Annotated in this window: 24 protein-coding genes and 1 pseudogene; 1 reads left to right on the top strand and 24 read right to left on the bottom strand. The window is 47.3% G+C overall.

All coding sequences use genetic code 11. From position 1 onward, the window contains the following. Positions 1-26 precede the first annotated feature (26 nt). From hutH to L0B52_RS04790, 9 genes are all read right to left on the bottom strand, one after another. Entirely contained in the window at positions 27-1,589 is a 1,563-nt protein-coding gene (gene hutH / locus L0B52_RS04830; RefSeq protein ID WP_409202320.1) for a histidine ammonia-lyase, read from the bottom strand. Positions 1,590-1,667: 78 nt separating this feature from the next. Next, on the bottom strand, positions 1,668-3,029 hold the full coding sequence (locus L0B52_RS04825) for a YjiH family protein (RefSeq protein ID WP_235063619.1): 1,362 nt from the start codon (positions 3,027-3,029) through the stop codon (positions 1,668-1,670). Positions 3,030-3,070: 41 nt separating this feature from the next. Further along, entirely contained in the window at positions 3,071-4,804 is a 1,734-nt protein-coding gene (hutU, locus tag L0B52_RS04820) for a urocanate hydratase (protein ID WP_235063618.1), read from the bottom strand. 273 nt (positions 4,805-5,077) lie between these two features. After that, positions 5,078-7,642 (bottom strand): leucine--tRNA ligase, encoded by a 2,565-nt coding sequence (leuS, locus tag L0B52_RS04815; RefSeq protein WP_409202319.1) that lies wholly within the window; start codon positions 7,640-7,642, stop codon positions 5,078-5,080. Then, the gene (lnt, locus tag L0B52_RS04810) at positions 7,611-9,140 is read right to left on the bottom strand and encodes an apolipoprotein N-acyltransferase (protein ID WP_235063616.1); all 1,530 of its coding nucleotides are present in this window, start codon (positions 9,138-9,140) and stop codon (positions 7,611-7,613) included. Before lnt ends, leuS begins: the two co-directional genes overlap by 32 nt. A gap of 131 nt (positions 9,141-9,271) precedes the next feature. Then, positions 9,272-9,721: a 50S ribosomal protein L9 gene (gene rplI, locus L0B52_RS04805; RefSeq protein WP_235063615.1), complete on the bottom strand. Its 450-nt coding sequence runs from the start codon at positions 9,719-9,721 to the stop codon at positions 9,272-9,274. 11 nt (positions 9,722-9,732) lie between these two features. Beyond that, the gene (gene rpsR / locus L0B52_RS04800) at positions 9,733-9,945 is read right to left on the bottom strand and encodes a 30S ribosomal protein S18 (protein WP_235063614.1); all 213 of its coding nucleotides are present in this window, start codon (positions 9,943-9,945) and stop codon (positions 9,733-9,735) included. Positions 9,946-9,955: 10 nt separating this feature from the next. Then, positions 9,956-10,285, bottom strand: coding sequence for a 30S ribosomal protein S6 (rpsF, locus tag L0B52_RS04795; RefSeq protein WP_235063613.1), 330 nt, complete (start codon positions 10,283-10,285; stop codon positions 9,956-9,958). A gap of 135 nt (positions 10,286-10,420) precedes the next feature. Next, the gene (locus L0B52_RS04790) at positions 10,421-10,843 is read right to left on the bottom strand and encodes an excinuclease ABC subunit A (protein WP_235063612.1); all 423 of its coding nucleotides are present in this window, start codon (positions 10,841-10,843) and stop codon (positions 10,421-10,423) included. Positions 10,844-11,009: 166 nt separating this feature from the next. Between L0B52_RS04790 and L0B52_RS04785 the strand changes: the two genes are divergently transcribed. Continuing rightward, positions 11,010-11,486: a 4'-phosphopantetheinyl transferase superfamily protein gene (locus L0B52_RS04785; protein WP_235063611.1), complete on the top strand. Its 477-nt coding sequence runs from the start codon at positions 11,010-11,012 to the stop codon at positions 11,484-11,486. On the opposite strand, the gene L0B52_RS04780 is transcribed toward L0B52_RS04785, so the two are convergent. From L0B52_RS04780 to L0B52_RS04705, 15 genes and pseudogenes are all read right to left on the bottom strand, one after another. Then, on the bottom strand, positions 11,473-12,696 hold the full coding sequence (locus tag L0B52_RS04780) for a beta-ketoacyl-ACP synthase (RefSeq protein WP_409202318.1): 1,224 nt from the start codon (positions 12,694-12,696) through the stop codon (positions 11,473-11,475). The two genes, L0B52_RS04785 and L0B52_RS04780, sit on opposite strands and share 14 nt — an antisense overlap. Beyond that, a complete protein-coding gene (fabG, locus tag L0B52_RS04775) occupies positions 12,693-13,421 on the bottom strand; it encodes a 3-oxoacyl-ACP reductase FabG (protein ID WP_235063609.1) in 729 nt (242 codons plus the stop codon). The genes L0B52_RS04780 and fabG overlap by 4 nt, the downstream gene beginning before the upstream one ends. Then, a complete protein-coding gene (locus L0B52_RS04770) occupies positions 13,414-13,866 on the bottom strand; it encodes a thioester dehydrase (protein ID WP_235063608.1) in 453 nt (150 codons plus the stop codon). The genes fabG and L0B52_RS04770 overlap by 8 nt, the downstream gene beginning before the upstream one ends. Continuing rightward, the gene (locus tag L0B52_RS04765) at positions 13,860-15,053 is read right to left on the bottom strand and encodes a beta-ketoacyl-ACP synthase (protein ID WP_235065441.1); all 1,194 of its coding nucleotides are present in this window, start codon (positions 15,051-15,053) and stop codon (positions 13,860-13,862) included. The genes L0B52_RS04770 and L0B52_RS04765 overlap by 7 nt, the downstream gene beginning before the upstream one ends. Further along, a complete protein-coding gene (locus L0B52_RS04760) occupies positions 15,054-15,236 on the bottom strand; it encodes a hypothetical protein (RefSeq protein WP_235063607.1) in 183 nt (60 codons plus the stop codon). Next, positions 15,236-15,556: a hypothetical protein gene (locus tag L0B52_RS04755; RefSeq protein WP_235063606.1), complete on the bottom strand. Its 321-nt coding sequence runs from the start codon at positions 15,554-15,556 to the stop codon at positions 15,236-15,238. Before L0B52_RS04755 ends, L0B52_RS04760 begins: the two co-directional genes overlap by 1 nt. After that, positions 15,538-16,766: pseudogene (locus L0B52_RS04750) on the bottom strand (NAD(P)/FAD-dependent oxidoreductase). The gene L0B52_RS04755 and the pseudogene L0B52_RS04750 overlap by 19 nt, the downstream one beginning before the upstream one ends. Beyond that, a complete protein-coding gene (locus L0B52_RS04740) occupies positions 16,756-19,089 on the bottom strand; it encodes an MMPL family transporter (protein WP_235063603.1) in 2,334 nt (777 codons plus the stop codon). Before L0B52_RS04740 ends, L0B52_RS04750 begins: the two are co-directional and overlap by 11 nt. Further along, positions 19,076-19,666, bottom strand: coding sequence for an outer membrane lipoprotein carrier protein LolA (locus L0B52_RS04735; RefSeq protein ID WP_235063602.1), 591 nt, complete (start codon positions 19,664-19,666; stop codon positions 19,076-19,078). Before L0B52_RS04735 ends, L0B52_RS04740 begins: the two co-directional genes overlap by 14 nt. After that, a complete protein-coding gene (locus tag L0B52_RS04730; protein ID WP_235063601.1) occupies positions 19,663-20,097 on the bottom strand; it encodes a thioesterase family protein in 435 nt (144 codons plus the stop codon). The genes L0B52_RS04735 and L0B52_RS04730 overlap by 4 nt, the downstream gene beginning before the upstream one ends. Then, a complete protein-coding gene (locus L0B52_RS04725; protein ID WP_235063600.1) occupies positions 20,090-21,019 on the bottom strand; it encodes a glycosyl transferase family 2 in 930 nt (309 codons plus the stop codon). The genes L0B52_RS04730 and L0B52_RS04725 overlap by 8 nt, the downstream gene beginning before the upstream one ends. Continuing rightward, a complete protein-coding gene (locus L0B52_RS04720) occupies positions 21,010-21,729 on the bottom strand; it encodes a glycosyltransferase family 2 protein (RefSeq protein WP_235063599.1) in 720 nt (239 codons plus the stop codon). The genes L0B52_RS04725 and L0B52_RS04720 overlap by 10 nt, the downstream gene beginning before the upstream one ends. After that, positions 21,726-23,420, bottom strand: a complete 1,695-nt coding sequence (locus L0B52_RS04715; protein WP_235063598.1) for an AMP-binding protein — start codon at positions 23,418-23,420, stop codon at positions 21,726-21,728. The genes L0B52_RS04720 and L0B52_RS04715 overlap by 4 nt, the downstream gene beginning before the upstream one ends. After that, complete coding sequence (locus L0B52_RS04710; RefSeq protein WP_235063597.1) at positions 23,417-24,001, bottom strand: hypothetical protein; 585 nt, start codon at positions 23,999-24,001, stop codon at positions 23,417-23,419. The genes L0B52_RS04715 and L0B52_RS04710 overlap by 4 nt, the downstream gene beginning before the upstream one ends. Next, positions 23,994-24,254 carry an acyl carrier protein gene (locus tag L0B52_RS04705; protein WP_409202317.1) on the bottom strand — a complete coding sequence of 87 codons (261 nt, stop codon included), beginning with the start codon at positions 24,252-24,254 and terminating at the stop codon, positions 23,994-23,996. Before L0B52_RS04705 ends, L0B52_RS04710 begins: the two co-directional genes overlap by 8 nt. Positions 24,255-24,270 lie beyond the last annotated feature (16 nt).

Raw genomic sequence — 24,270 nt, 5'->3', positions numbered from 1 at the left:
TTATTATGGTTTTAATCAATAATTGCTTATTTAGATAGATACCAATCACTACGCAATGACTGCCAGTGTTTGGTAAGAGCCCCATTTAATACCAATTGTTTGGCTGTTTCAATATCAGAAGCGAGGTAGCGATCTTTGTCATAAAAAGCCACTTGTTCGCGCAATTTCTGATGTGCTGTTGCTAATGCTTCTGAGGTTTTTAAGCCACGATGAAAATCAATACCTTGCCCCGCCGCTAATAGCTCAATCCCGATAATGGTAGCAGTGTTGTGCGCCATTTCATATAACCGGCGCGCGCTGTAGGTTGCCATCGATACATGATCTTCTTGGTTAGCAGAGGTTGGAATACTATCAACGCTGCCTGGATGTGCGATAGATTTATTTTCTGAGGCCAGTGCTGCTGCAGTCACATGTGCAATCATAAATCCAGAGTTGACGCCTGCATTGTCAACAAGGAAGGGCGGTAATCCGCCTGACAAGGTTGCATCAATCAGTAATGACACACGGCGTTCAGACATCGAGCCAATCTCAGCAATCGCTAAAGCAAGCATATCAGCAGCAAAGGCCACCGGCTCCGCATGGAAGTTTCCACCAGAGATAGCAACCGGGCCATCATCGTTGTTAAAAATCAGTGGGTTGTCGGTTACGGCATTGGATTCAATTAATAACGTATTGCCTGCTTGATTGATGATGTCAAGACAAGCACCCATAACCTGTGGTTGGCAACGTAAGCAATAAGGATCTTGCACTCTATCATCTTGCTCGTTATTGTGAGAATCTCGAATAGCACTGCCACCTATTAGTTGGCGATGAGCTTTGGCAATTTCAATTTGCCCATGATGACCGCGCACTTCATGAATTCGCGCATCAAATGGTGCGTCCGAACCTTTGGCGGCATCAATTGACATAGAACCAACGATAGTAGCTGTTTCAAGTAAATCGCGTGATAAGAAATAGCCACGTAATGCCAATGCCGTAGAAACTTGAGTGCCATTGATCAACGCTAAACCTTCTTTGGCTGCTAGGGTAATGGGCTCAAGACCACATTGTGCTAGCGCCTCAGAAGCAGGGACTTTTTGACCAGCAACAAAAACATGGCCTTCGCCCATCATTGCCAGTGTCATATGCGATAAAGGAGCAAGATCTCCTGAAGCGCCCACTGAGCCTTTGGCAGGGATATGGGGCGTAATTTGATTGTTAATTAGACCGAGTAAACTATCGACCACCACACGGCGCACACCAGATACACCTTGAGCGAGGCTGGCTACTTTCATGGCCATGATTAAGCGTACGACATTCTCTGGTAACGCCTCACCTGTGCCGACAGCGTGAGAAATGATAAGGTTACGCTGAAGTAACTCAAGCTGGTCATCGCTAATACGGGTCTTTGCTAATAAACCAAAACCGGTGTTAATGCCATAAGCGCTCTTATCGTGCCCAATAATGGTGCGGACGTTCTCATGAGAAGCATCTATCGCCTCATAAGCGCTGGAAGACAAGGTCAGATTAACTGGATGATTGTAAATATCGCGCAACATCTCAAAGCTTAGTTGGCGAGGTTGCAGGGTAAGTTTTTTGATAGAAGTAATGTTATTGTTAGTCATCGTGGTATTTGTTAATTATTCATTCCTGGAAACAATGTATCGATATTTTAATTGGTTTAGGTTCTAGCTAATCCAATTAAAGTACATGGCCAAATGACCAAAAGCGGCTGCGAGAATGATACTGAATACTACTCGTTCAAACCATACGATGACCATTTTTCCAACAGAAACAGGAATTTGTGTTGCTAACACACAAGGGATCATGGCAGAAAAGAATAACACACTACTAATAGAAATGACTCCCGCAACAAAGCGCGTTAATACATCTGCTTCGTTTAGTAATAAGGCAGGCAAGAACATTTCAGCTAGACCTGCTGACATGCCTTTGGCAGCAACAAGAGGTTCTGATAACCCACTTAACCATGTAAACGGATAAAGTAACAAACCCAAAGCGTCAAATACAGGTGTATATTTAGCTAATAAAAGACCAGTCAATCCGACTGCAATAATTGAAGGTATAATTGCAGCTGTCATGATCAGCCCATCTTGGAAGTTAGACCATAAAATTTTTTTAAAGTTACTAGCTTGGCGTGAAGTAGATAAACCCGCCTCAAAAGCTGCCGCTAATCTTCTGCCACGTAAATTATTAAGAGCCACACGTTCAGCGTTATCATCAAAAAGGCTGATAGGAGGAATACGGGCAGTGATGGCAGTGACAATGAAAGTGATTACTAGCGTGGACCAGAAGAAGATATTCCAAAACTCCATCAAGTTTAAAGTCTTAGCCACAATAATCATAAATGCTGCCGATACTGTGGAAAATCCAGTCGCAATGATAATCGCTTCGCGTGCCGAATACTGTTTTTGTAGGTAGACTCGATTGGTGATAAGGAGCCCGATAGAGTAGCTACCAACAAAGGAAGCTACCGCATCAATTGCTGATGAACCAGGCGTTTTCCAAATTGGTCTCATGATTGGTTGCATTAGCACACCAACCATCTCAAGTAAGCCAAATCCTACCAAAAATGCCAAAATTAATGCGCCAATCGGTACAATCATCCCGACAGGTAATGCCAATTTCTCAAATAAAAATGGCATCATATCCTTTTCCATTATAAAGCCTGGCGCAATACCGGTTATGTACATGACAGCTAAAATTAAACCGATCACTTTAAAAATAGTCAAAATCTTTTGAGTGAGGTTTTTTTGCCAAGAACCATCCATAAATGGTTTGATTGCACCAAATATCATTAATAAGAACAATAAAGTGACAGAAAGATTATGTTGCTGTTTAACTAAATAGCTTGCAGCGTGATCAAAAAAAATTGTTCGTTTTCCGCCAATAGTGAATGGTACAAAAAACATCACTAACCCAAACGTACTAAACGCAATAAGCTGAATGAATGCTATTGGTTTAGACAGTAGTTTTTTTGATGAGGCCTCTATTGTTCTATCATTAGGATTTGTTGTTTTTTGTTCAATCATTGTGTTTCTCTTAATCAAATGTTATTGGTGCATGGGATAAGTTATTTAATCATTGGTAGGTTGAGACCATATTCTTTGGCAGTTTTAATGGCTAGTTCATAGCCCGCATCAGCATGACGCATCACACCTGAGCCACAGTCGTTGACTAATACTCTTGCTAGACGTTTAGCTGCTGCATCAGTTCCATCGGCAACGATAACCATGCCAGAGTGTTGTGAATAGCCCATTCCTACACCACCACCGTGATGCAATGAGACCCAAGTCGCGCCACCTGCTACGTTGAGCATGCCATTGAGTAATGCCCAATCGGATACAGCATCAGTACCATCTTTCATGCTTTCTGTTTCGCGGTTCGGGCTGGCGACAGAGCCTGTATCTAAGTGATCGCGACCAATAACAATAGGGCCTTTTAATTCGCCGTTTTTAACCATTTCATTAAATGCGAGACCAGCTTTGTCGCGTTCACCCAGACCCAACCAGCAAATGCGTGCTGGAAGCCCTTGGAAATGAATTCGCTCTTTTGCCATATCAAGCCATCGATGAACGTGGTTATTTTCAGGGAACAGTTCTTTGATTTTTTGATCTGTTCTATAAATATCTTCAGGATCACCAGATAATGCAACCCAACGAAACGGCCCTTTACCTTGGCAAAATAGTGGACGGACGTAAGCAGGAACAAACCCCGGGAAGTTAAAAGCCTCTTTTACTCCTTCATCAAAAGCCACCTGACGGATGTTATTACCATAATCTGTTGCTGGAATGCCCATATTTTGTAGGTCCAACATGGCGCGCACGTGAATAGCGCAAGAGGCTGCAGCTGCTTTGGTTAGGGTATTATGCTGTGTGGGGTCTTCTTGTGCTGCTTTCCATTCGTCTACAGTCCAGTTTTTTGGCAAATACCCATTTATTAAATCGTGAGCAGAGGTTTGGTCTGTGACTAGATCAGGCTTTATTTCACCAGCTTTCGCACGCTTTACTATCTCAGGTAGAATCTCAGCAGCATTACCTAATAGAGCGATAGAAATAGCCTCGCCCGCAGCGGTATGCTGCTTAATCAGTTCATAAGCATGATCAAGATTATCTGCTTGTTTGTCTACATAACCAGTACGTAGGCGAAAATCGATACTTGACTGTTGACATTCAATATTTAAGGAGGTTGCGCCAGCGAAGGTTGCAGCTAATGGTTGTGCACCACCCATGCCACCGAGTCCTGCGGTTAAAATCCATCGCCCACTCCAATCGCCATTATAATGTTGGCGACCAGCTTCGGCGAAGGTCTCATAAGTGCCTTGAACAATGCCTTGGGTGCCAATGTAAATCCAGCTACCTGCGGTCATTTGTCCATACATAAATAAATCTTTACGATCTAAGTCGTTAAAATGTTCCCAAGTGGCCCAGCGTGGTACGAGGTTGGAGTTAGCAATCAATACACGAGGTGCATCTTCGTGGGTTTGGAAAATACCAACAGGTTTGCCTGATTGTATAAGTAGTGTTTCATCTTTTTCTAGATCTTTGAGTGAGGCTAGGATTTGATCGTAGCTTTCCCAATTGCGTGCGGCACGGCCGATACCACCATAAACAACCAGGCTTTTAGGATTTTCAGCAACATCGGGATGTAGGTTGTTTTGAATCATACGATAAGGTGCTTCTGTCAGCCAAGTTTTGCAGTTTAATTTGCTACCAGTTGGTGCCGCAATGTTGCGATTTTCATCACGACGAGTAAACGTATTATTCTTGCTGATGCACCCAGTGTTTATTTCATTAGTAGTATTCATGACCAGTTCCTGATAAAGATAAATATAGTTTTTCTAAATAATTGTATTAGCCAGGCTAATAAGTTGCGCATACAAATTATCATGATTATTTTTTTATGCAAGTGTTTTTTTGATACTTGTTAGGGCGTTATTAATTTGGGGATAAATAGCGGTAAAGAAGAGTTTTGCTAGCGAGGTTGCTATATTTAAGAAAAACACTAGGTGTAATAATAAGATGGCTAGCGGAGATTAAAAAAGCGGTGTTCACTTAACGCGAACACCGCTTTTCTCTTGTTAGCTGACGACTAAATTAACCAATTTACCCGGAACGACAATCCCTTTGCGCAAGGTGGTGTTTTCTGTGTGTTTGGCTACCCCTGGGGCTGCTTGTGCGGCAGCAATAATCGATGCTTGGTCGGCATCAGCGGCAACACTTACTTCGCCACGACGCTTGCCATTGACTTGCACGACTAAGGTAATCTGGTCCTGCTGAAGTGCTGCTTCGTCAACTTCGGGTAGGCGGGCATCAAGGATGCTCGTGCCGTAACCGAGGTCTTGCCAGAGCTGCTGAGTGATATGCGGCACAATCGGCGCGAGAATCAGTAATAAGATACGTACACCTTCATTGCGTAAGCCGTTTTGTGCCTCACCTGGCTCGATATCGCCTAACAGGTTGAGTAGCTTCATCGCCGCAGAAACCACGGTATTGAACTGGCTGCGTTGGTAGTCAAAACGCGCCGAGCGCAGCTGTTCATGAATGTCGTGGCGGATTTTCTGGTGCGTGTCATCAAGGGCTGCAGGATCATAAGCATCGCTGTTGCCAAGGTGTTCACGGAACGTATGACAGAAGCTCCACAGGCGGCGCAAGAAGCGATGTGCGCCTTCTACCCCATGGTCTGACCACTCTAAAGAAGAATCTGGTGGAGAGGCGAACATGGTGTAGAGTCGTGCGGTGTCGGCGCCATAACGTTCGACTAAATGGGCGGGATCAATGCCGTTATTCTTTGATTTGGACATTTTTTCCATGCCACCGTAGACCACTGGCTCACCATCAGCGAGTAGTGTACCGCCAATAATTCGGCCTTTATCGTCGGTTTCAGGGTTGATCTCGTCAGGGTTGAACCATTGCTTGCGTCCGTTATCATCGCGATACCACGTTTGCGCGAGCACCATCCCTTGGGTAAGTAGGCGCTTAAACGGTTCGTCGATCTCTAGTAAACCTTCATCACGCAGCAATTTGGTGAAAAAGCGTGCATAAAGTAAGTGCAAGATAGCGTGTTCGATACCGCCGATGTATTGATCGACCGGCAACCAATAATTGGCTTCAGCGTCGAGCATTTGTTTGCTGTTGCCTGCGCAGCAATAGCGCGCAAAATACCAGCTGGATTCAACGAAGGTATCCATGGTGTCGGTTTCACGTCGAGCGGGTGTGCCATCAATAGGGCAATTCGCTTGGGTGAAACTGTCTAATTTAGACAGCGGGTTGCCGCTGCCATCAGGAATCAGGTTTTCTGGCAAACGCACCGGCAGGTCTTTATCGGCCACCGGGATATCGCCATGGGCGTCGCTGTGGATAATCGGAATCGGACAACCCCAATAGCGCTGGCGCGAAATACCCCAATCGCGTAGGCGGTATTGGATAGTGGTTTTACCAAGATCACGTTCGCCTAAATACACGCCAATTGCATCAAAGGCGGCATCGAAATCCATGCCATCAAATACCCCTGAATCGATCAGCGTGCCGTGGTCTGTGCTTGGTAATGCTTCATCACTGGCAATAACTTGCTTGATGGGTAAGTGGTACTGCTTGGCAAAGTCATAATCGCGCTCATCGTGCGCAGGGACCGCCATCACCGCACCTTCACCATAATCCATCAACACATAGTTCGCGACCCACACAGGAATCTCTTGATCACTGATTGGGTGGCGAACGTAGGCACCACTAAACATGCCTTTTTTAGCTTGTTTGGCTCGCTCAGCCTCCGAAACGCCACCTTCACGACGACATTCATCGATAAAGGTTTGCAGCTCAGGGTTGTTTTTTGCCATCTGTGTGGCAAGCGGGTGTTCGGCGGCAACCGCGCAATATGTTGCGCCCATTAAGGTATCCGGACGGGTGGTGAACACGGTGAGCTTCCCTTCGCCCTGTGCGTATGGGAAGATGATTTCCATACCGCGCGATTTACCAATCCAGTTGCGCTGCATTGTTTTGACTTGTTCAGGCCAACCGTCGAGCTGGTCTAAATCGTCTAATAATTCATCAGCGTAGGCGGTAATGTTGAAGTAATACATCGGGATTTCACGACGCTCGACCGGTGCGCCACTGCGCCAGCCTTTACCATCGACCACCTGCTCGTTAGCGAGTACGGTATGCTCGATTGGGTCCCAGTTTACGGTACCGTTTTTACGATAAATGATCCCTTTTTCGTACAGGCGGGTGAATAACCACTGTTCCCAACGGTAGTATTCAGGGTCACATGTCGCTAATTCACGTGACCAATCAAAGGCAAAGCCGAGGCGGTTAAGCTGGCCACGCATATCAGCGATGTTGCTGTAGGTCCACTCGGCAGGGGCTACCTGACGGTCGATCGCAGCATTTTCTGCCGGCAGACCAAAAGCGTCCCAGCCCATCGGTTGTAAGACATTTTTACCGAGCATGCGTTGATAACGGCTGATGACATCGCCGATGGTGTAGTTACGGACATGCCCCATATGCAGCTTGCCCGATGGATAAGGGAACATCGACAAGCAATAGAATTTTTCCCGATTATCGTCCGGTTGCGCTTTAAATGCGTCTTTTTTAACCCAGTGCTGCTGGATTTCAGGTTCAATCAAATGAGCTTGATAGTGCTCTTGCATCGTTTTTGCCATAGCGGAAATGAGTGATATAAAAGAAACCGAGCATCATAGCATAGAGCGCCAGTACTGCGAACACGATCTGATTGCCAAATTGCGCATAAGGCGTTAGCCCGGTATAAGGTTGAACGGCTTCAGAAAGTACGGCGGGCTGAAAACGTGGTAGGCGTGCGCGAATAGCGCCTTGGGTATTGATGACTGCGGTAATCCCATCGTTGGTGGCGCGAGCGATTTCACGTCCCATTTCTTGGGCGCGCATTTGGTTCATCTGCAGGTGCTGATCAGCAGCGATCGAATCCTTGAACCAACTGTCATTACTCACATTGATTAGATATTGTGCTTGTGGCAACGCTTGGCGTATATCACGCCCAAACGCCGCTTCAAAACAAATCGACACCCCAGCAGGAATACCGTTAGTGGTGATTGGGGTTTGTTTGGCATCGCCACGGGTGAAATCGCTATAAGGGATGTCGACAAAGTCGTCAAAAAACGCAAAAACGGGGCGTAGCGGTAAGTATTCACCAAAAGGCAACAAGTGATGTTTGTAAAAGCGGCCTTCGCCACTGCCGAGGGTGATCACCGCATTATAATAGATGCGTTCGGCAAGGTCCCCAGAAGGGATGCCTGTGACTAAGGTTTGCCCTGTACGCATAAACTGCTCATCGAGTTGCGCGAGTGTGGTGTCTTGTAAATCACTTTCCATAAAAGCGATCGCGGTTTCTGGCCAGACGATCACTGCTTCATCGCGGGGTGCGCTCAGCTCGATATACTGTTCTAGGTTAGCCCATTGATGTTCAGGATCGAATTTCTGGCTTTGTGCCACATTGCCTTGCACTAGCGCTACTGACAATGGTGTACCTGTTGGGGTGGTAAACTCGAGTAGCCGGGTGGCCAGTGCAATCCCAATCAGTGCAAGCGCAAAAATAGCTGGGGCTAAACGGTGTTTAAACCAGGCATAGGCGATCAAACTCACGATCAAAACCAGTACAAAACCGATACTAAATACACCACCGAGCGGTGCCAGGCCGTTGAAGATTCCTTGTGTTTGCGTGTAGCCAATACTCAACCAGGGAAAACCGCTTAAAAAATATGCGCGTCCCAATTCACTTATGCTCCACAAAAGCGGTATTAATAGGGCGCGAAATGCGCTGGTTCGCGCGCTCAGCTTACCAAGCAGCCAACCGCAAAGCATCGGAAAACACGCCATGACGGTAACTAACAGGATATTAGCAGCGATCGCAAAATATAGCGGTGCATCGCCAAACGCATAGAGGCTGATATACACCCAATGTAGGCCAAAGCCAAAATAGCCCAGGCCAAAGACAAAACCAAGCCGCCCTGGATGATGGGTGTAAGGGCTTAACCAAAGCCAAGACAGGCCAAGCATAAGTGGTATCGCTAACCAACCGTAGGTAAAAGGTGCAAACGCCAATGGCAGTAGACTGCCTAAGATAACGGCGATCAAATAGAATAAAAAAGGTGTGCGGTTAGAACGGATCACAGCATTTATCAATACAAAGGGGTAAGCACATAATGTACCACAGTGCAACTTCCAGGGTATGATGAGAAAGGGATGTTTTAGGCATAAAAAAACCCGCCAAATGGCGGGTTTTGTGTTGGTTTAGCGACAGATTAGGCGCTTAATACCACACGTACGAGGACTTGCGCAGCAATATCACCATAAAGCTGTAAGTCGATTTCGTATTCGCCCAGCTCACGGATGGTGCCATTAGGCATCAAGATTTCTTGACGCTCAAGCTCTAGGCCTTGCTGTTCAGCAGCGTCAGCAATTTGCTGGGTGCCAACTGAACCAAACAATTTACCCTCATCACCAGCTTTTGAGAAGATGGTGAGGACTTTACCGTTTAACGATTCAGCACGGGTTTGTGAGGCAGCTAAACGCTCAGCTTGCTGGCGCTCAAGTTCCGCACGACGTGCTTCAAATTGTTCGATATTACTTTTGGTTGCTTCAGTAGCTTTCCCTTGAGGGATCAGGTAGTTACGCGCGTAGCCGGATTTAACCGACACTTTATCGCCCAACTCACCCAAGCCAACCACGCGATCGAGTAAGATAATATTCATGGTTTGCCTCCTTAATGTTGGTCAGAGTATGGCAGCAAAGCGAGGAAACGTGCGCGTTTAACCGCTGTTGCTAACTGACGCTGATAATAGGCGTTTGTGCCGGTGATGCGTGCAGGGACGATCTTGCCGACTTCAGTGGTGTATGATTTTAATGTATCGAGATCTTTGTAATCGATTTCTTTCACGCCTTCGGCTGTGAAACGACAGGTTCTACGACGGGCCATGATGAACTCCTTATTTCTTGTTGCTTTCTTGCATCATCGCAGAAGCATCAGTGATAGCTTCTTCACGACGGATGGTGAGGTGACGCAATACCGCGTCGTTGAAACGGAAGTTGCTTTCCAATTCAGCTAAGGTGTCGCCGTTACATTCGATGTTCATCAAAATGTAGTGTGCTTTAACCAGTTTTTGGATTGGGTAAGCCAACACACGGCGGCCCCAATCTTCAAAACGGTGGATTTGGCCATCATTGCCTTCGATCAGACTACGATAGCGCTCAACCATCGCATTGACCTGCTCGCTTTGGTCCGGATGAACCAAAAATACAATTTCATAATGTCGCATAATGTGCTCCTTATGGATGAAAAACAGCCATTACGCATTTTGGTAATGGCAAGGAGTTGCCGATATTCGGCAAGGCGGCGCATTCTAGCAATTTATTCCCATTGATTCAAGAGGGATATTTGCCGCTGACCACGTTTAACGAGCAATGTCACCTTTTAGCGCTACACCAGTAATAACTGTGCCTGCATGGCATTCAAAGTTTTCTTGGCTGCTATAAGGCTGCTTTTTATAGAAGCTAATCAGATTGGTTACTTTTGTACCACCCATATCATATGCGCGTTCTTGGAATTGTTTGACCGCAGAGAGGAACGCCCAAATACAGGCTTCACGGTCGGTTTTGTTAGCACTGTTGGTTTTTTTATTACTCACTAAGCCCGATTTAATGGCATTTCCAGCCCCGCGAGCGAAATATAGCTTAATATTTGGATCGAGGACTTCTTTGGCTTGTGGTGAATTGAGTGCTTCATCGATTGAGATATAATGCGTGGTGTTACGCGCGCAACCCGCACTCAACAACAATACCGCCAAAATGGCGACGATTTTACGGCTCTTATTCATGAAATGGCTCCTGATTAAACGATAAAACTAAATGAATTTTAATACGCCTGTGTTGACATCTCAAGCTTTATCCTCACTCACATTACATTTTGCAGGAAGTGGTTTACAACATGCTCCTCTGCTTGACCGGGGAAATAGGCGCTGCATTGAGCATGAGAGCAGTCTGTTGCTTAAACAGCGTTATCAGAATATGCCTTTTTCTTTGAGCCATAAACATGGTCTGTGTGTGTTGGCGAGTGCGACACCACACAAGCCCGGCGTGGACCTTGAATGGATTAAGGCGCGCGATGTTCGTGATCTTAGTGCTGTATTTGCAAGTGATGTGGAGCAACAATGGTTGGCGCAACAACAAGACGACTTACTGGCCTTTTATCGTCTGTGGACACTCAAAGAGGCGCTGATTAAGGCATTTGATTTGGATTTTCCCGGGGGATTAACACAGGTCGGTTTTGCAGATATTCAAGGACAGAGATTGTTGTCGCCAGTGTCTTGTGCTTATTTTAGCGCACAAATAAGCACGCATTTTATGGTGAGTATCGTACAGCCGCACGCCAGTGCTTTGTCCATTCGTGTGATCGGTACCACGCATCGCGATTGGCGGCATATGCTGAGTAATTGTCCTTATAATTTTATACACGCTTAAAAATCAATGAGGTGTTGATCCCACCAAAAGCAAAGTTATTATTCATCACGTATGTGGTGTCTAATGAACGTGCTTCGCCGATGATGTAATCAAGCGCACCGCAGCGTGGATCCACCTGGTTAAGGTTGAGGGTTGGCATAAAGGACTGATCGTGCATCATCGCAATCGCAAACCATGATTCCAAGGCTCCACAGGCACCTAAGGTGTGTCCTAAATAGCTTTTTTGTGAGCTGAATGTGACACGATCGCCAAATACCGCGTGAGTGGCTTGTGTTTCGGCAATATCGCCTTGTTCGGTGGCGGTACCATGACCATCAACATACCCAATTTCCTGTGGTGATAGGGCGGCGTCGTTTATGGCTATTTCCATACAGCGCTGCATAGTATCGCGCTCCGGGCGTGTTACATGTGTGCCATCGCCATTGGTAGCAAAGCCAACGATTTCAGCATAAATCCGTGCGCCACGTGCCAACGCATGATCGTAATTCTCCAGCACCATCATGCCCGCGCCTTCGCCGATCACCAGACCATCGCGCGCAGCGTCGTAAGGAGCTGGTGTGGTTTTTGGGGCGTCATTTTTAATGCTCGTGGCATAAAGAGAATCAAAAACATAGGCTTCAGAAGGGCATAGCTCTTCACCACCACCAGCAAGCATCATATCAATGGAGCCATGGCGGATTGCCTCGTAAGAGTAGCCAATCGCCTGAGAGCCGCTCGCACAAGCGCAGGAGGTGGGGATGACACGTCCTTTGAGGCCGAAAAAAATCGCTACATTGGCCGCGATGGTATGAGGCATCATCCGGATGTAGGTATTGGCATTAACACCTTCGGATTGCCCTTCCATAAGTAGTTTTGCCATTTGACAAATATCGTGTGTTGATCCGGTTGATGAACCGGCGGCAACCCCCATTTGACCCGTTGTAATACAGGGGTCATTAAGCAGTCCGGCATCTGCCAATGCGCGCTCTGCCGCATCAACGGAGAATTGCGAGACGCGCCCTAGGCTGCGTAATTGCTTGCGTTGCCAATGAGAAGGGACTTGGTAGTCGGTAATGGGCGCCGCTAAGCGTGTATTGAGCGCCTGGTATTGCGCCCAGCTATCCATATGTTGCACGGCATTTTCATAAGTCAGCATGCGTTGGCGAATGCTTGCCCAATCATGTCCAAAGGCGGTGACGCCACCGATACCGGTAATAACTACTCTGTTCAACATAATCCTCCATTGACTGCTAAGACTTGGCGCGTGATATATTGTGCCTGCTCGTCCATGAGAAAACGGACTGCATGGGCGACTTCTTCTGGGGTGCCCATTCGCTGCATAGGGATCATTGCCAGCATCTGCTCGAGCGGCAAATCTTCATGAGCCATATCTGTATCGATTAATCCCGGGGCCACACAATTTACGGTAATACGGCGTTTGGCTAATTCAATTGCCAAGGCCTTTGCCGCACCAATCAAACCGGCTTTAGAGGCGCTGTAATTGACTTGTCCACGGTTGCCGACCAACCCTGATACTGAGGCCATACACACAATACGCCCAGGCTGACGACGGCGAATCATCGGCATGATGATCGGATGTAACACATTGTAAAAGCCATCTAAGTTGGTATGGATAACTTCATCCCAGTCGTTATCGCTTAATGCGGGGAAGGCGTTGTCGTGTGTCACGCCTGCATTAAGTACCACGCCATAATAAGCCTCATGTGTGTCAATATCTGCCAATAAGACAGCTTTGCTCGTCTCTCGATCTGCCACATCAAACTGCAGTATTCGTGCTTGCACACCACAGGTTTTAATTTGTGAGAGCGTTTCTTCTGCGGCAGATATATTGTTACGACAGTGTAGGACAATGTCATAACCAGCTTGGGCAAGGTTGAGGGCAATGGCTCGACCAATACCGCGACTGGACCCTGTCACTAAGACTGTTTTATCCATGGTTGATTCCTTGCGGCGGACTAAATACATTCAATGCAGCTTCGGCCAATAACGCATTATCTGTGGTGTTAAGCAATCGACAATCATAGACACCAAAGCCGCGTTCGTCTTTAAGCGATTCTTGCACACTTACACGTAAGCAAGCTGGTGCAAATATTGCATCCACTGCCAATAACAGGCGTCGAGAACCCAACAAAAATCCCAGGCGAATGTCTTCTCCAGCCGCTTTGGCGTGACAGCCTGCTAACGCGGCGATTCCTTGTGCCATAATCTCAACAAATGCCCAGTTAGGCAGCATTCCATCGTGGACAAAAACATGTTCCGGGGTGATATGGGCAATGGCGTGTAAAGAGGTTTCATCAAATGTTTCAACATGGTCGATAAGTGCCATTTTTCCGCTATGCGGTAATAATTCATGTGCGGATTGAATGGGTCTGTTTAGCATACTTCCCCCAAAATTAACGCGGTATTATTGCCGCCAAAAGCAAATGAGGTGCTCATGCCTACACGTCTTCCCGATGGCCAATGGCTTTGTTCATCACTAAGGCGGATGGGTAAGTCAGATGGGGCATCTGCCGTAGTCATTCTTTGGCTGGGTAGGCGCCCTTGCGGATTAAGCTGTCGGTCAATCACCATCCATAAAATCGCCGCCTCAAGCGCACCTGCGGCACCTAATGTGTGTCCGGTAAGTGGTTTGGTCGAGGTCACCGGAATATCTTGGCCTAAGCAACGTTCAATGGCGGCGGCTTCCATGTCATCGTTCAGTCGCGTACCGGTGCCATGCGCGTTGAGCCAACCCACGGTGGATACGTCAATTTGTGCTTTTTCAAGCGCTTGGCGCATCGCCAGCTCGGCACCTTTTCCCTCAGGGTGTGGTGAAGACATATGCCATGCGTCACTACTGGCGCCGTAGCCACATAATGCCACTGCTGAGGGTTCACGACTCATCACAAAAACAGCCGCCGCTTCACCGATATTGATGCCGTCACGTGTTGACGCAAACGGGCGCGCGATTCCTTGAGAAAGGACTTCCAACGAAGCAAAGCCGTTAATGGTGAGCATGGATAGTGTATCTACGCCACCGCAGATAACCGCATCACACATATTGGCACGCAGCAATCGTGCGGCGCTTATCAGTGCTCTTGCACCAGAGGTACATGCGGTAGAAATACCGTAGCAGGCATTATTGTGTAAGCCATAGTGTTGCGCGATAAGATCTGCTGGTGCGCACAGCATTTGATGTGCTTGCGAAAATTGCACCTCAGACCAAGGTTCTCCTGCGAGATAGCGCCGATAAGCGGGAATGTTTTCATCGCTACCCGTGGTTGATGTGCCCATCACTACGGCAATACGATCAGCACCATAACGCGCTATAGCGTGCTGAATGTGTGAATCAATCTGCCATAGAGCTTGGCACAGTAATGCGTTGTTACGACTACGTAACTGCTCTGGTATGGTTTCCGGCCAAGGATGATATGATTCTTGATATTGTCCTACCCATAATGTGCGATCAGCCAGCCATTGATTGCTTTCGCACAAGGTATCGCTTGCTTGCGCGTTCATCAGTGCGTGAAGATGCGCGGCTAAGCCGTGACCTAATGCACTCGCAACCCCGGGGGGTGTAAGAAACAGTTATTCATCCGAGAGGCCTTTCAATACAAATGAACGCCCATCTGCCAATAATAGATATTGTGTGCCTGTTTCAGGATGGCGACGCACGCTAAACCAGCGTTTATTATCGAAATAATAGATACGTTCATGGCCTTGCTGTTCTTCACGCAAAGTGGAAAAAACCGTCTGTTTATTCAATGCCATCAATACACTAAACAGCTCTCTTGTCGCTCGATCAGGGGTAAAAAACCATCATTTTGCCAACGTCCGTTAAGATAAATTTGCCGTGTGCGTGGTGCGCCCAGTGCGTCTAATAATAACCAGCGCCATTGATTTTGCACGCCTCGTTCAGAAACCACAATAAATTGTGTAGGATTACTCGTCTCATCTAGTGCACGCAAATGATACTGGCGAACCTCACCAGGTGGCGGCAGTATCTCAGGCTGTGGCATTGATTGGCAGGCATAAAGTCCTCCTAATACCAGCCAATACCACCAACGCACGGTTATTCGATGTTGTTGCATAATTCTGCCAAAGCGTGCAAACGCCGTTCTGCTTTATCCACATAGGGATTGTTCTTATCCCAGGCATAACCGGCCAGGATAGAACAAATCATGGACCGTACTGTGGGATTGTCCGGATTGCTATAGATAACATCTTGAAAAGAACCATCGTACCAACCCATCACGTAAGTTTTAAACGTATCTATGCCAATCATTAATGGCTCGGCGAAATCGCGCTGCCAATCAACAGATTGTCCTTGTTGTTGGCGTAAAAACGTTTGTGCGGCTAATTGTGCGCCGACCATGGCAACCGTTAATCCAGAAGAAAAAACCGGATCAAGAAACGCCGAAGCATTGCCTAGCAGGGCGAAATGTTTGCCGTACATGGTGTTAACGTCTGCAGAATATTGACTCAAACGCTGTGTCTTCATGCCAATATCCCATTCGGCATCGGGTAATAATTGTGCCAAACGCGGCACTTCCAAGCAGCTTTCTCTCAGCCATGCGTGATCGTCTTTCGCGTGATAATCATCCAGTGGCGCGACCATGCCAATGGAGGACGTTCCATCGGCAAACGGAATGAGCCATGACCATCTATCGCGATGTTCGGGGTGTGTTGAGATGAGGATTTTTTCGCGGTCATAATCTGTGGCGTTGATGTGGTCGCGAATATGGGTGAAAATCGCAATGCGTGGACGCAGGGTCGAGGGTTTCTCCAAATCGAGTAATCGTGCTAAAACGCGGCCATAGCCGCTGGCATCAAACACAAAGCGTGCACGCACATGATAAGACGCACCATCAGGGTCATCAACGTGTAACCTCGCCATATCATCCTCTTCATGATAGGCGGTGACGCTATGACCAAAGCGTGCGGTAACCCCTTGTTTTATTGCCTCTTCAAGCAACGCCTGATCGAATATGGCGCGTTTGACTTGGAAGGTTTCGGCTGGACCTTCGCTGAATTTATCATGGAAATCAAACTCAGTATTATGCTCACGCCAAGTAAATGCCGCGCCAATTTTTTTTGAAATGGAGGGACATGATTAAATGCTGCTGAAAGTCCAGCGGACTCAATGATCGGCATACATGCAGGTAAAAGGCTCTCCCCAATCACAAAGCGAGGAAAATGCGTTTTTTCCAACAACAAAACCTTTTGCCCTGAACGCTGTAATAGTGCACTACATACTGCGCCAGAAGGACCACCGCCAATCACAATTGCATCATAATCCATGAGTATTCCTTTTATCGATAAGTATGGGGAGCCAACTGCTCAATAACACACTAAAGCCCACGCCGAGTGCCACAGTCAAACCAAATGTGGCTACTGCTGGCGTGGTGCTCAGTGACAATAGCCCGAATGTAAGTACGGTTGTTGCTGCCGCTATCAATACACCAGCTATTTTACCTAAAGTCCAAGTCTGTGCACATAATATAAATACGGCATAGTCTCCGCCTAGTGCTGCGACAATAAGCAAAGCGCACACGGCAAATACGCTCACCGGCAATCCAAGCCAGCCAAGGCTGGCTACTGTGCATAAGCTGGCTAATACTGGGATGGCAATAACCCATAACGCGCGGCGCCAATCCAACATCGCCATCAACATCAACCAGGCAGCCAGATAAGATGCCACTTTGAGCCATAGCGCACGATCACGCACCAAAGCAAATCCTTGGGATAATTCATGACGTGGATAAATCAGCGCTACGCCTTCTGGTAATGACTGATTCATTAATACGTTGATATCTGTCCCATCAAGTAAGCGGATAATCGCATAAACACCAGCTTCATTTTGTCCGTATAAATCGCGCCATGGATTGAGCAGCGGCGAAGCCAGATAGTCCTGGAGCGACCAAATCGGTTGCGTTGATAATTGTTGGGTATATTGTTGCAATGTTTCTGCTGCTACACCGATATTCAATAGTGGTTGCCAAAGTGGCTGTTCGTCTGCGAAACGCCGTAGTGTTGCTTTACGTTGGGCTTGAGCTGAGGTATTGAGTACGATATCGCCGAGCGCCCAATAGCGGGTTGGTACGCCAAGAGCTTGCTGCGCGTCAAGCCATTGGCGTGCTTGTTTCTCACGTATGAGTAACTGTTCGTCAGTGGCGGCTTGTACTAATAAAAAAGCGCCGGAATCCTGCCCACTGATTTGCTGCAAACGCTGCGCATCCGCGAGTGTTTCGGCACGAGGGCTAATCCAGTTACGAATATCTTCATGCCAGTTACCACGCATTAATCCGCTGATGATGAATGCTGTTAATACAATCATGATCAAAGGCTTAGGTAGAGCTAACGGCATGCGCAGTAGGTGTAAAGTCCGTTGAATTACGCGTTGTAATAATGGCGATGGCTGTAGCGATAGATTGTGCAATGCATTAGGGAGTATATGGCGGCTGATGACCCAGGCACATAGTAGTGCTGCCATCGAAAATACAGCCAGTTGACGCAATAAAGGCAGGCCACTGAATAACAAGGCAATATAACCCAATAACGTGACCGCTAAACTCAGCAAAAACGGCTGTTGCAGTATTTTGAGGGATCGATGGGGTGACCAGTCGGCGTCGCAACGTCCGGCAATCAACCAATGCAAAGGCAAATCAAGTACCAGGCCAATCAAACTCGTTCCTAACACCAGGGTGAGGACATGAATTTGCGAAAACACCAATAATACTGCTGCCACGCCGGATAGCAGCGACACAAACACCAATATGGTTAGCGATAGTACAGTGCGGCCACCGAGTAGTCCACCCAGCAAGACAATAATCAAACTGATGCTGGTCAGCGACATCCACATACTCTCAAATTGTGCGCTACGTTGTCCCTCAGCATTAAAAATAGCACGACCAACAAAAGCAACTGCCCCATCATTTTTGTTAGCATTCGCGCGAGTATCCGCCAGCAAGGTTAATAACCGTTGTGAGGTGTGTGAAAGCGATGCTGGATCAGCCAGGGTGGCGCGTACTAAAACCCCTGACGCACCGTCTGCGTCAAACCAGAGCATTTGATCATCGCTATGCCAGCTTAAGGCATCAGGCAAAGGGGGTTGTGGTGTATAGCGAGAGAAGCCCAGCCAATCTTGTTCCAGCGGGAGTAGTCCGGTGGGTGCGCTTGGGGTCAATAACTCACCCACGCGCTGTTCAATATATTGCCTTGGATGGGAGGTTAACATCTGCCATTGTTTCTGAGAAGGTAAGCGCCATTGCCATTTGAGCATTTCATCGCGCACCTGATCAAGGCGAATGTCTTGTTTTAGCAAGACATCACTAAACAGACCGCTATCGCGCCATTGTTGTGCTAAGGAAATGCTCATTTGGCGAGTGAATGCCTCCTCTGGTGAGGTGATGAACATGATGATTTGCTGGTCTTGGCGACGTTGTGTGGCATCAATGGCCTCGCTTTGTCCAGCAACGTGTGGACGCACTTTGGGCAGTAAAGTATCCATTTCCGTGGACAGTATGGCTTGTGGGCTGTGAGAAGTTCGCCAGATGACGCACAACAAGATGAAAACAGCGGCAATAACCCACCAATAAATGGTGTGCTTTTTACTCCAAGGCATCACTAATAAAACGTGCTTGTTCTGGTGGGAGAGGCTGTAGAGAGAATCGTATGGTATTCACATCGCCTTGTGTTTCTCTAAGGGTCACACTTGTCAGTATTTGCCCACCTTGTAGAACGATATCGGTAAAAATATTGCGCATTATCGCGCTGTTTGGCGTGAGCGTTAGTGTCCATGCTTGTTGATTTCCTGTGGCTTCAAGGTCAAACCATTGCGTTAATGCCGACCACTCTCCGCGCAATAAATGCATCATCAAGGCCGTTTGTTCTCGCCCCAATGCCTGTTGTGGTTGGATTAACCAGGATTGTGTATCGTTTTGCCATTGCCCCCATTGCTCATTATAAATACGTGTGCGCACATCAAAAGGTTTCTGTAACCACCACAGCAGCCCGTTTTTGTTAAGGGAAAATATCCCCTCGCTTTCAATGCTCAAGCCGCTCAAGTGTAACTGTCGGGTTTGCGTAAAATGACCGCTGATAGATGGCTGATGCAATTGCTGGGCGATATCTTCCGCGGTGATTGCTTGTGCAATAAGGCAGAAAAACCACAGTACAAACACACTCAAGCGTCTTTTCATGATTCTCTACCCATGCGTGCTCTGATTTTCTGTTGCCATGATGGCGGGGTTTGAAATTGCGTTTCTTGATCGGCAATACGTACCGCTATTTGCATGGTCATGCCTTTGGTTAACACCTCACCGCTGTCGCGATCGGTGATGCGATAATCCAATTTAAGGCAGCTTTCATATTCTCGTAGAGAGACCCAAACCCGTAAATGCTGTCCGAATGTGGCTGGTCGGATATATTTAATGTGTAATTGAGCAACCGGCCAAGCAAAGCCATCTGTGTGCATTTGCACATAATCGTAGTCAATCCATTCCAGCCACGCACACCGTGCTTGCTCGAAATACTTAACATAATGACCATGCCAAGCAATATTCATGCTGTCGACATCATAGAACGGTACGCGACAGTCGTAGGCAAATTCAATCAGCGATGGCTCAGACATTATCCCCCCAAAAGTCATAAAAATTAAACCATTGCAACGGCGTACGCGCACACGCTTGTGCCAACCGTTCACTGTAGCGCGCCACCCATGTTTTGATGACCTGCTCGCGTGTGCTGCGCGACCAGTGGATGCGTTCGGCAAATGCCTCTAATTGTAAATGATAACGCCCATGTTGGCGTGTACAGAACAATACATTTACGCGCACATCCAGCAATCCGGCCAATAACCAAGGGCCTTGAGCAAATAGTGACTCGTCGCCTAGAAATGGTACTGAAACCGTTTTGTCTCCTTTGACCGGAACACGATCTGCAGCAATTGCCAACCATTCGCCACGCGCTAACCGCGCCTGCAAATCAAACATCGTTGCCGCGTCGAGCGTGCTGATTTCAAACAGGCGTATTTTATCGGCACCAACACGATTTAATGCTTGATTAAACAGTACAGCATGGCGGTGATAGACTAAGACATTGAGCTTAAAATGACGATGATGACTGGCTAAAGCGCGGCACACATCATTATTACCCAAATGTGCGCAAATAAGTAATTCTCCACGCTGATGCGGGTTATTCATTCGCGCATACAGGTTGTCAGGGTCTTCAACCGATAAATCGGCGTAGACAATGCGTTGTTGCCATACCGCAAACTGATCACTGATGGCTTGTGCAAACGCGGCGAATTGTCGCCAAACCGAGCGGGGTGGTAAGTGAAGGTCGGGGAAGTGGTGCGATAAACGCCGTTGATAGGCGGTAATATGTCGTCGGGCCGAGGGTGCGCTTAGGTAATAATAAAATGCGATGAGATGAATAAAAGGTTTGAGTAACCACAACGGCAATGTACGCGCCATCCAGGCGCTAATTAAGAGTACAAAGCGATTGCCGCGTTCTTTTTGTGTCGCCCAATGCTGTTGATGCTTTAGCGCCATATGCGCCGCCATAATCCGATGAAAAATAAACGGGTATGCATCCAGCTGATTAACGCATTATCTCGCCAGAGTCGGAAATGTGATACCCCTTCAGGTTGATAAGATACACGACTATCTATCCACACCATTTCCACGCCTTGCCAATGTAAACGCACAAGGATTTCTGTATCGAAGTCCATACGTTTGCCTATATATTTATTCTGAATCAGCGCTATGGCTGATGCCAGCGGATACACACGAAAACCACACATGCCATCATAAATATGACGTGAACCGGTGTTCACCCAAATCCAGAAATTAGTGATTTTTCGTCCATAAAGACGAGATTTCGGCGCGTCTTCGTTGTAGATAGGGCGTGCGCAAATTAGTGCCTGTGGTGCTGTTTCTGCGGCTTTGATTAACCGCGGAACATCATCCAAATGATGTTGACCATCTGCATCAACTTGTAGCGCATGACTATAGCCTTGAGCGTTTGCCCAGATCAGTCCATCGCAAACAGCTGCGCCTTTGCCACCGTTTATTTCACGCCACAATACCGAAACCCCTTTTTGTGTGGCTAGATTGGTTAGCGTTTCTTGCGACACTGCTCCCGAACCATCATCGACAATCAAACAATGCAGCCCATAGTCACGCAGCTTCGCCACGACATCACTAATCGTACTGTGATGACGATAGTGCGGAATTAGGGCAACGGTTCTTGGCGTGCTCATGTTCGTATCCCAAAAACCAAACGTCCCGAGGCGTATTTTTGTTGCGATGTTCTATCATGATAGACAAACGAGACTTTATCACGAGCATGATCATGTGCGATGCTTAGACATATCTCAGCAGCAGGGCGCAGCATTTCTTGATATTTAAGGTTTTCTACGCTCAATAGCGATGATGGTAGTGTGAAATAGTGTTGCGCATGTTCCAGTGCCCAATGTAATTGTACGACCCCAGGTACAATCGGAAAACGATCAAAATGGCCATTAAAATAGAATAAATCCAGTGGTATGGTGGCGTGTAATGTGATTTCGTACGGCTGTTGCTGTTGTTGATGTTGATGCTCATACCATTCGGGTGCACGGATGGGTTGATTAAATCGATGTTCAACGATTTTTTGGCTTAGCTTTCCCTGAGCGTCGCGCGGCAAAGTCAGATCGAAGCGCCAATATCTTGGTATGACCACGCGGTCATGGGTCTGACTCACTCGTTGACGTAACTTGGTGATTAATGCGTTACGTCCATGCTCGCAGAGTGCTTGAACCCCGTCAGTATTCAGTGCCACCCATGCTGCGATATGTTGGTGGCCTTGGGGGACAAAGCAATGGACATCATCAACGAAAGAATCGGCTGATATGTCGTTATTCAGTGCGACGAGTGAAACCCGTTTATCCGCTAATTTAATCACGGCGTCGGCGCGTCCGTGCAAGTGCCAGCCATGAGCTGTTTCGTACGCGAGGTCAGCGGTTGTAAATGTTTCTGCGCACCACGGTGAACGCACCACCAGTCGCTGTTGTGGATTAAGGTGTATCTCCACTTTGGGAAAAGCCCGCCAATCTGTGTGTCGTCGCCAGGCAATTACCCCGGTTTCCGTAGAACCATAAACGTCAAGAATTGGCGAAGACAGCCGTGCATTAATCTTTTCGCGGACAGCATCAGACAACAATCCACCTGCCGAAGTAATGGTTTCGATGCGCTCATCAAGTGTATCGAGTACCTGGCTGCGACTGAGCGCACTCAGCATGGTTGGGCTGCTGATGCATTGTACGCGCTCATAGCGTGCTAAAGCCCTGATAACATCTTCTGGAAAACGGCATAATTGTTGGTCAATCGTCATGCCATGACGTAGTGGGTAACAGACCCTAAACGTTAAACCATATAGATGCCGCACAGAGACACTGCCAATTTGCACGGCAGTGGTCGGCGTTAGTTCGGTGCTGATAGCATCCACTTCAGCAAATATGCTGCTTAATTGCCGGGTGATTGCTTTAGGATGACCGCTTGATCCGGAGGTGTGTAGCGTTAATGTGATATCGTGACAATGTGTTGGCAAATCAACGTGTTTGCTTGCTGACCAGTCGGGAGAGAGCGTTGGCAGTGTGGTTTGATTATTTAGGGTTAAATCTGCCAAACGAATATCTGCACCACGACTTGCGTGTTGTGCGGCGTTATCGCTACCATTAGCTGCCCACACCATATTGATGCCAGAAAATGTGCATGCCAGCACAGCCCAGGCGGTAATAAGCGCATCATCGCTATCAATAAAAGCTAATGTGTGGCCTTGTAGCTGTGATGCACTTAATTGCGCCGTTGCTATCAATTGTGCATAGGTGTACGGGGCACAAAATAAACGACCTTCTAAATCCGGTACTTGAGGTAAAAAAATCATCAATTGATGGTTTGTTGAAGCACTCATTGTTCTTGCTTATGTTCTGACGATGTTGCTGTGTGTTGGTTGCAGTGCTGCTGCCAAAATGGTCGAAATAACCATTCTCCAATAAATAATATTCCCATGAGTATATAAGCAATGACGCCGGTGTAAAGTGTCCACCATGAGGGGCGATTAAGCCACATTAACACAATAATCATTAGTCCATTGCATACAAAAAATGCACACCACATTTGTGTGATGCGACGTGTATAGCGCACAGCAGCTGCTGGTAAATCTGCTTCTTTAATTCGTGCCAAACGCTCAATGACACTCGGTGGGTGGCATAATGAAGCGGCAAAAATGACCAACATTGCTGTGTTGACCAATAAAGGATAAGCCATCATCAGCAAGGGTGTATCTAGCGCAGCAATCAAAGCAAAAAATAACGCACCGGTCCAGGCAACAAGACGCCAGAACATTATTTGTGCAAACCATCCACGTGCGGCACACACCAGCAGCATCAGTATGGACAATAAGCGCAAATAGCCATGCTGTTGGCCAAAATACCATAAAAAAGGGTAGCTGAGTGTGAGTGCGGCAATTAATGCGCCCAGCAGTTTACGCATCCGTTTGCGTTTGTGCCTGCTTATTCATCACTGCATTGATTACATCGTCAATTGTTCGTACGCTACGGAAGTCATCAGCCACCAATTTATGACCGGTTTGTCGTTTAATATAATCAATCAAATCAATCGCATCGATGCTGTCGATTTCTAAATCATTGTAGAGATGGGCATCGCCGACAATGTGTTCAGGTTCGATTTCAAACAATGATTGCATTGCTTCACGCATCAGCGCCAGAATCTGTGCTCGGTCCAATGGTTGCTGCTTATCC

Origin of the sequence: Suttonella sp. R2A3 (genome assembly GCF_021513215.1) — a bacterium.
Classification (GTDB): domain Bacteria; phylum Pseudomonadota; class Gammaproteobacteria; order Cardiobacteriales; family Cardiobacteriaceae; genus JAHUUI01.
The sequence above is the reverse complement of the archived record's forward strand: the minus strand, read 5'-3'. Positions and strand labels throughout refer to the sequence as shown.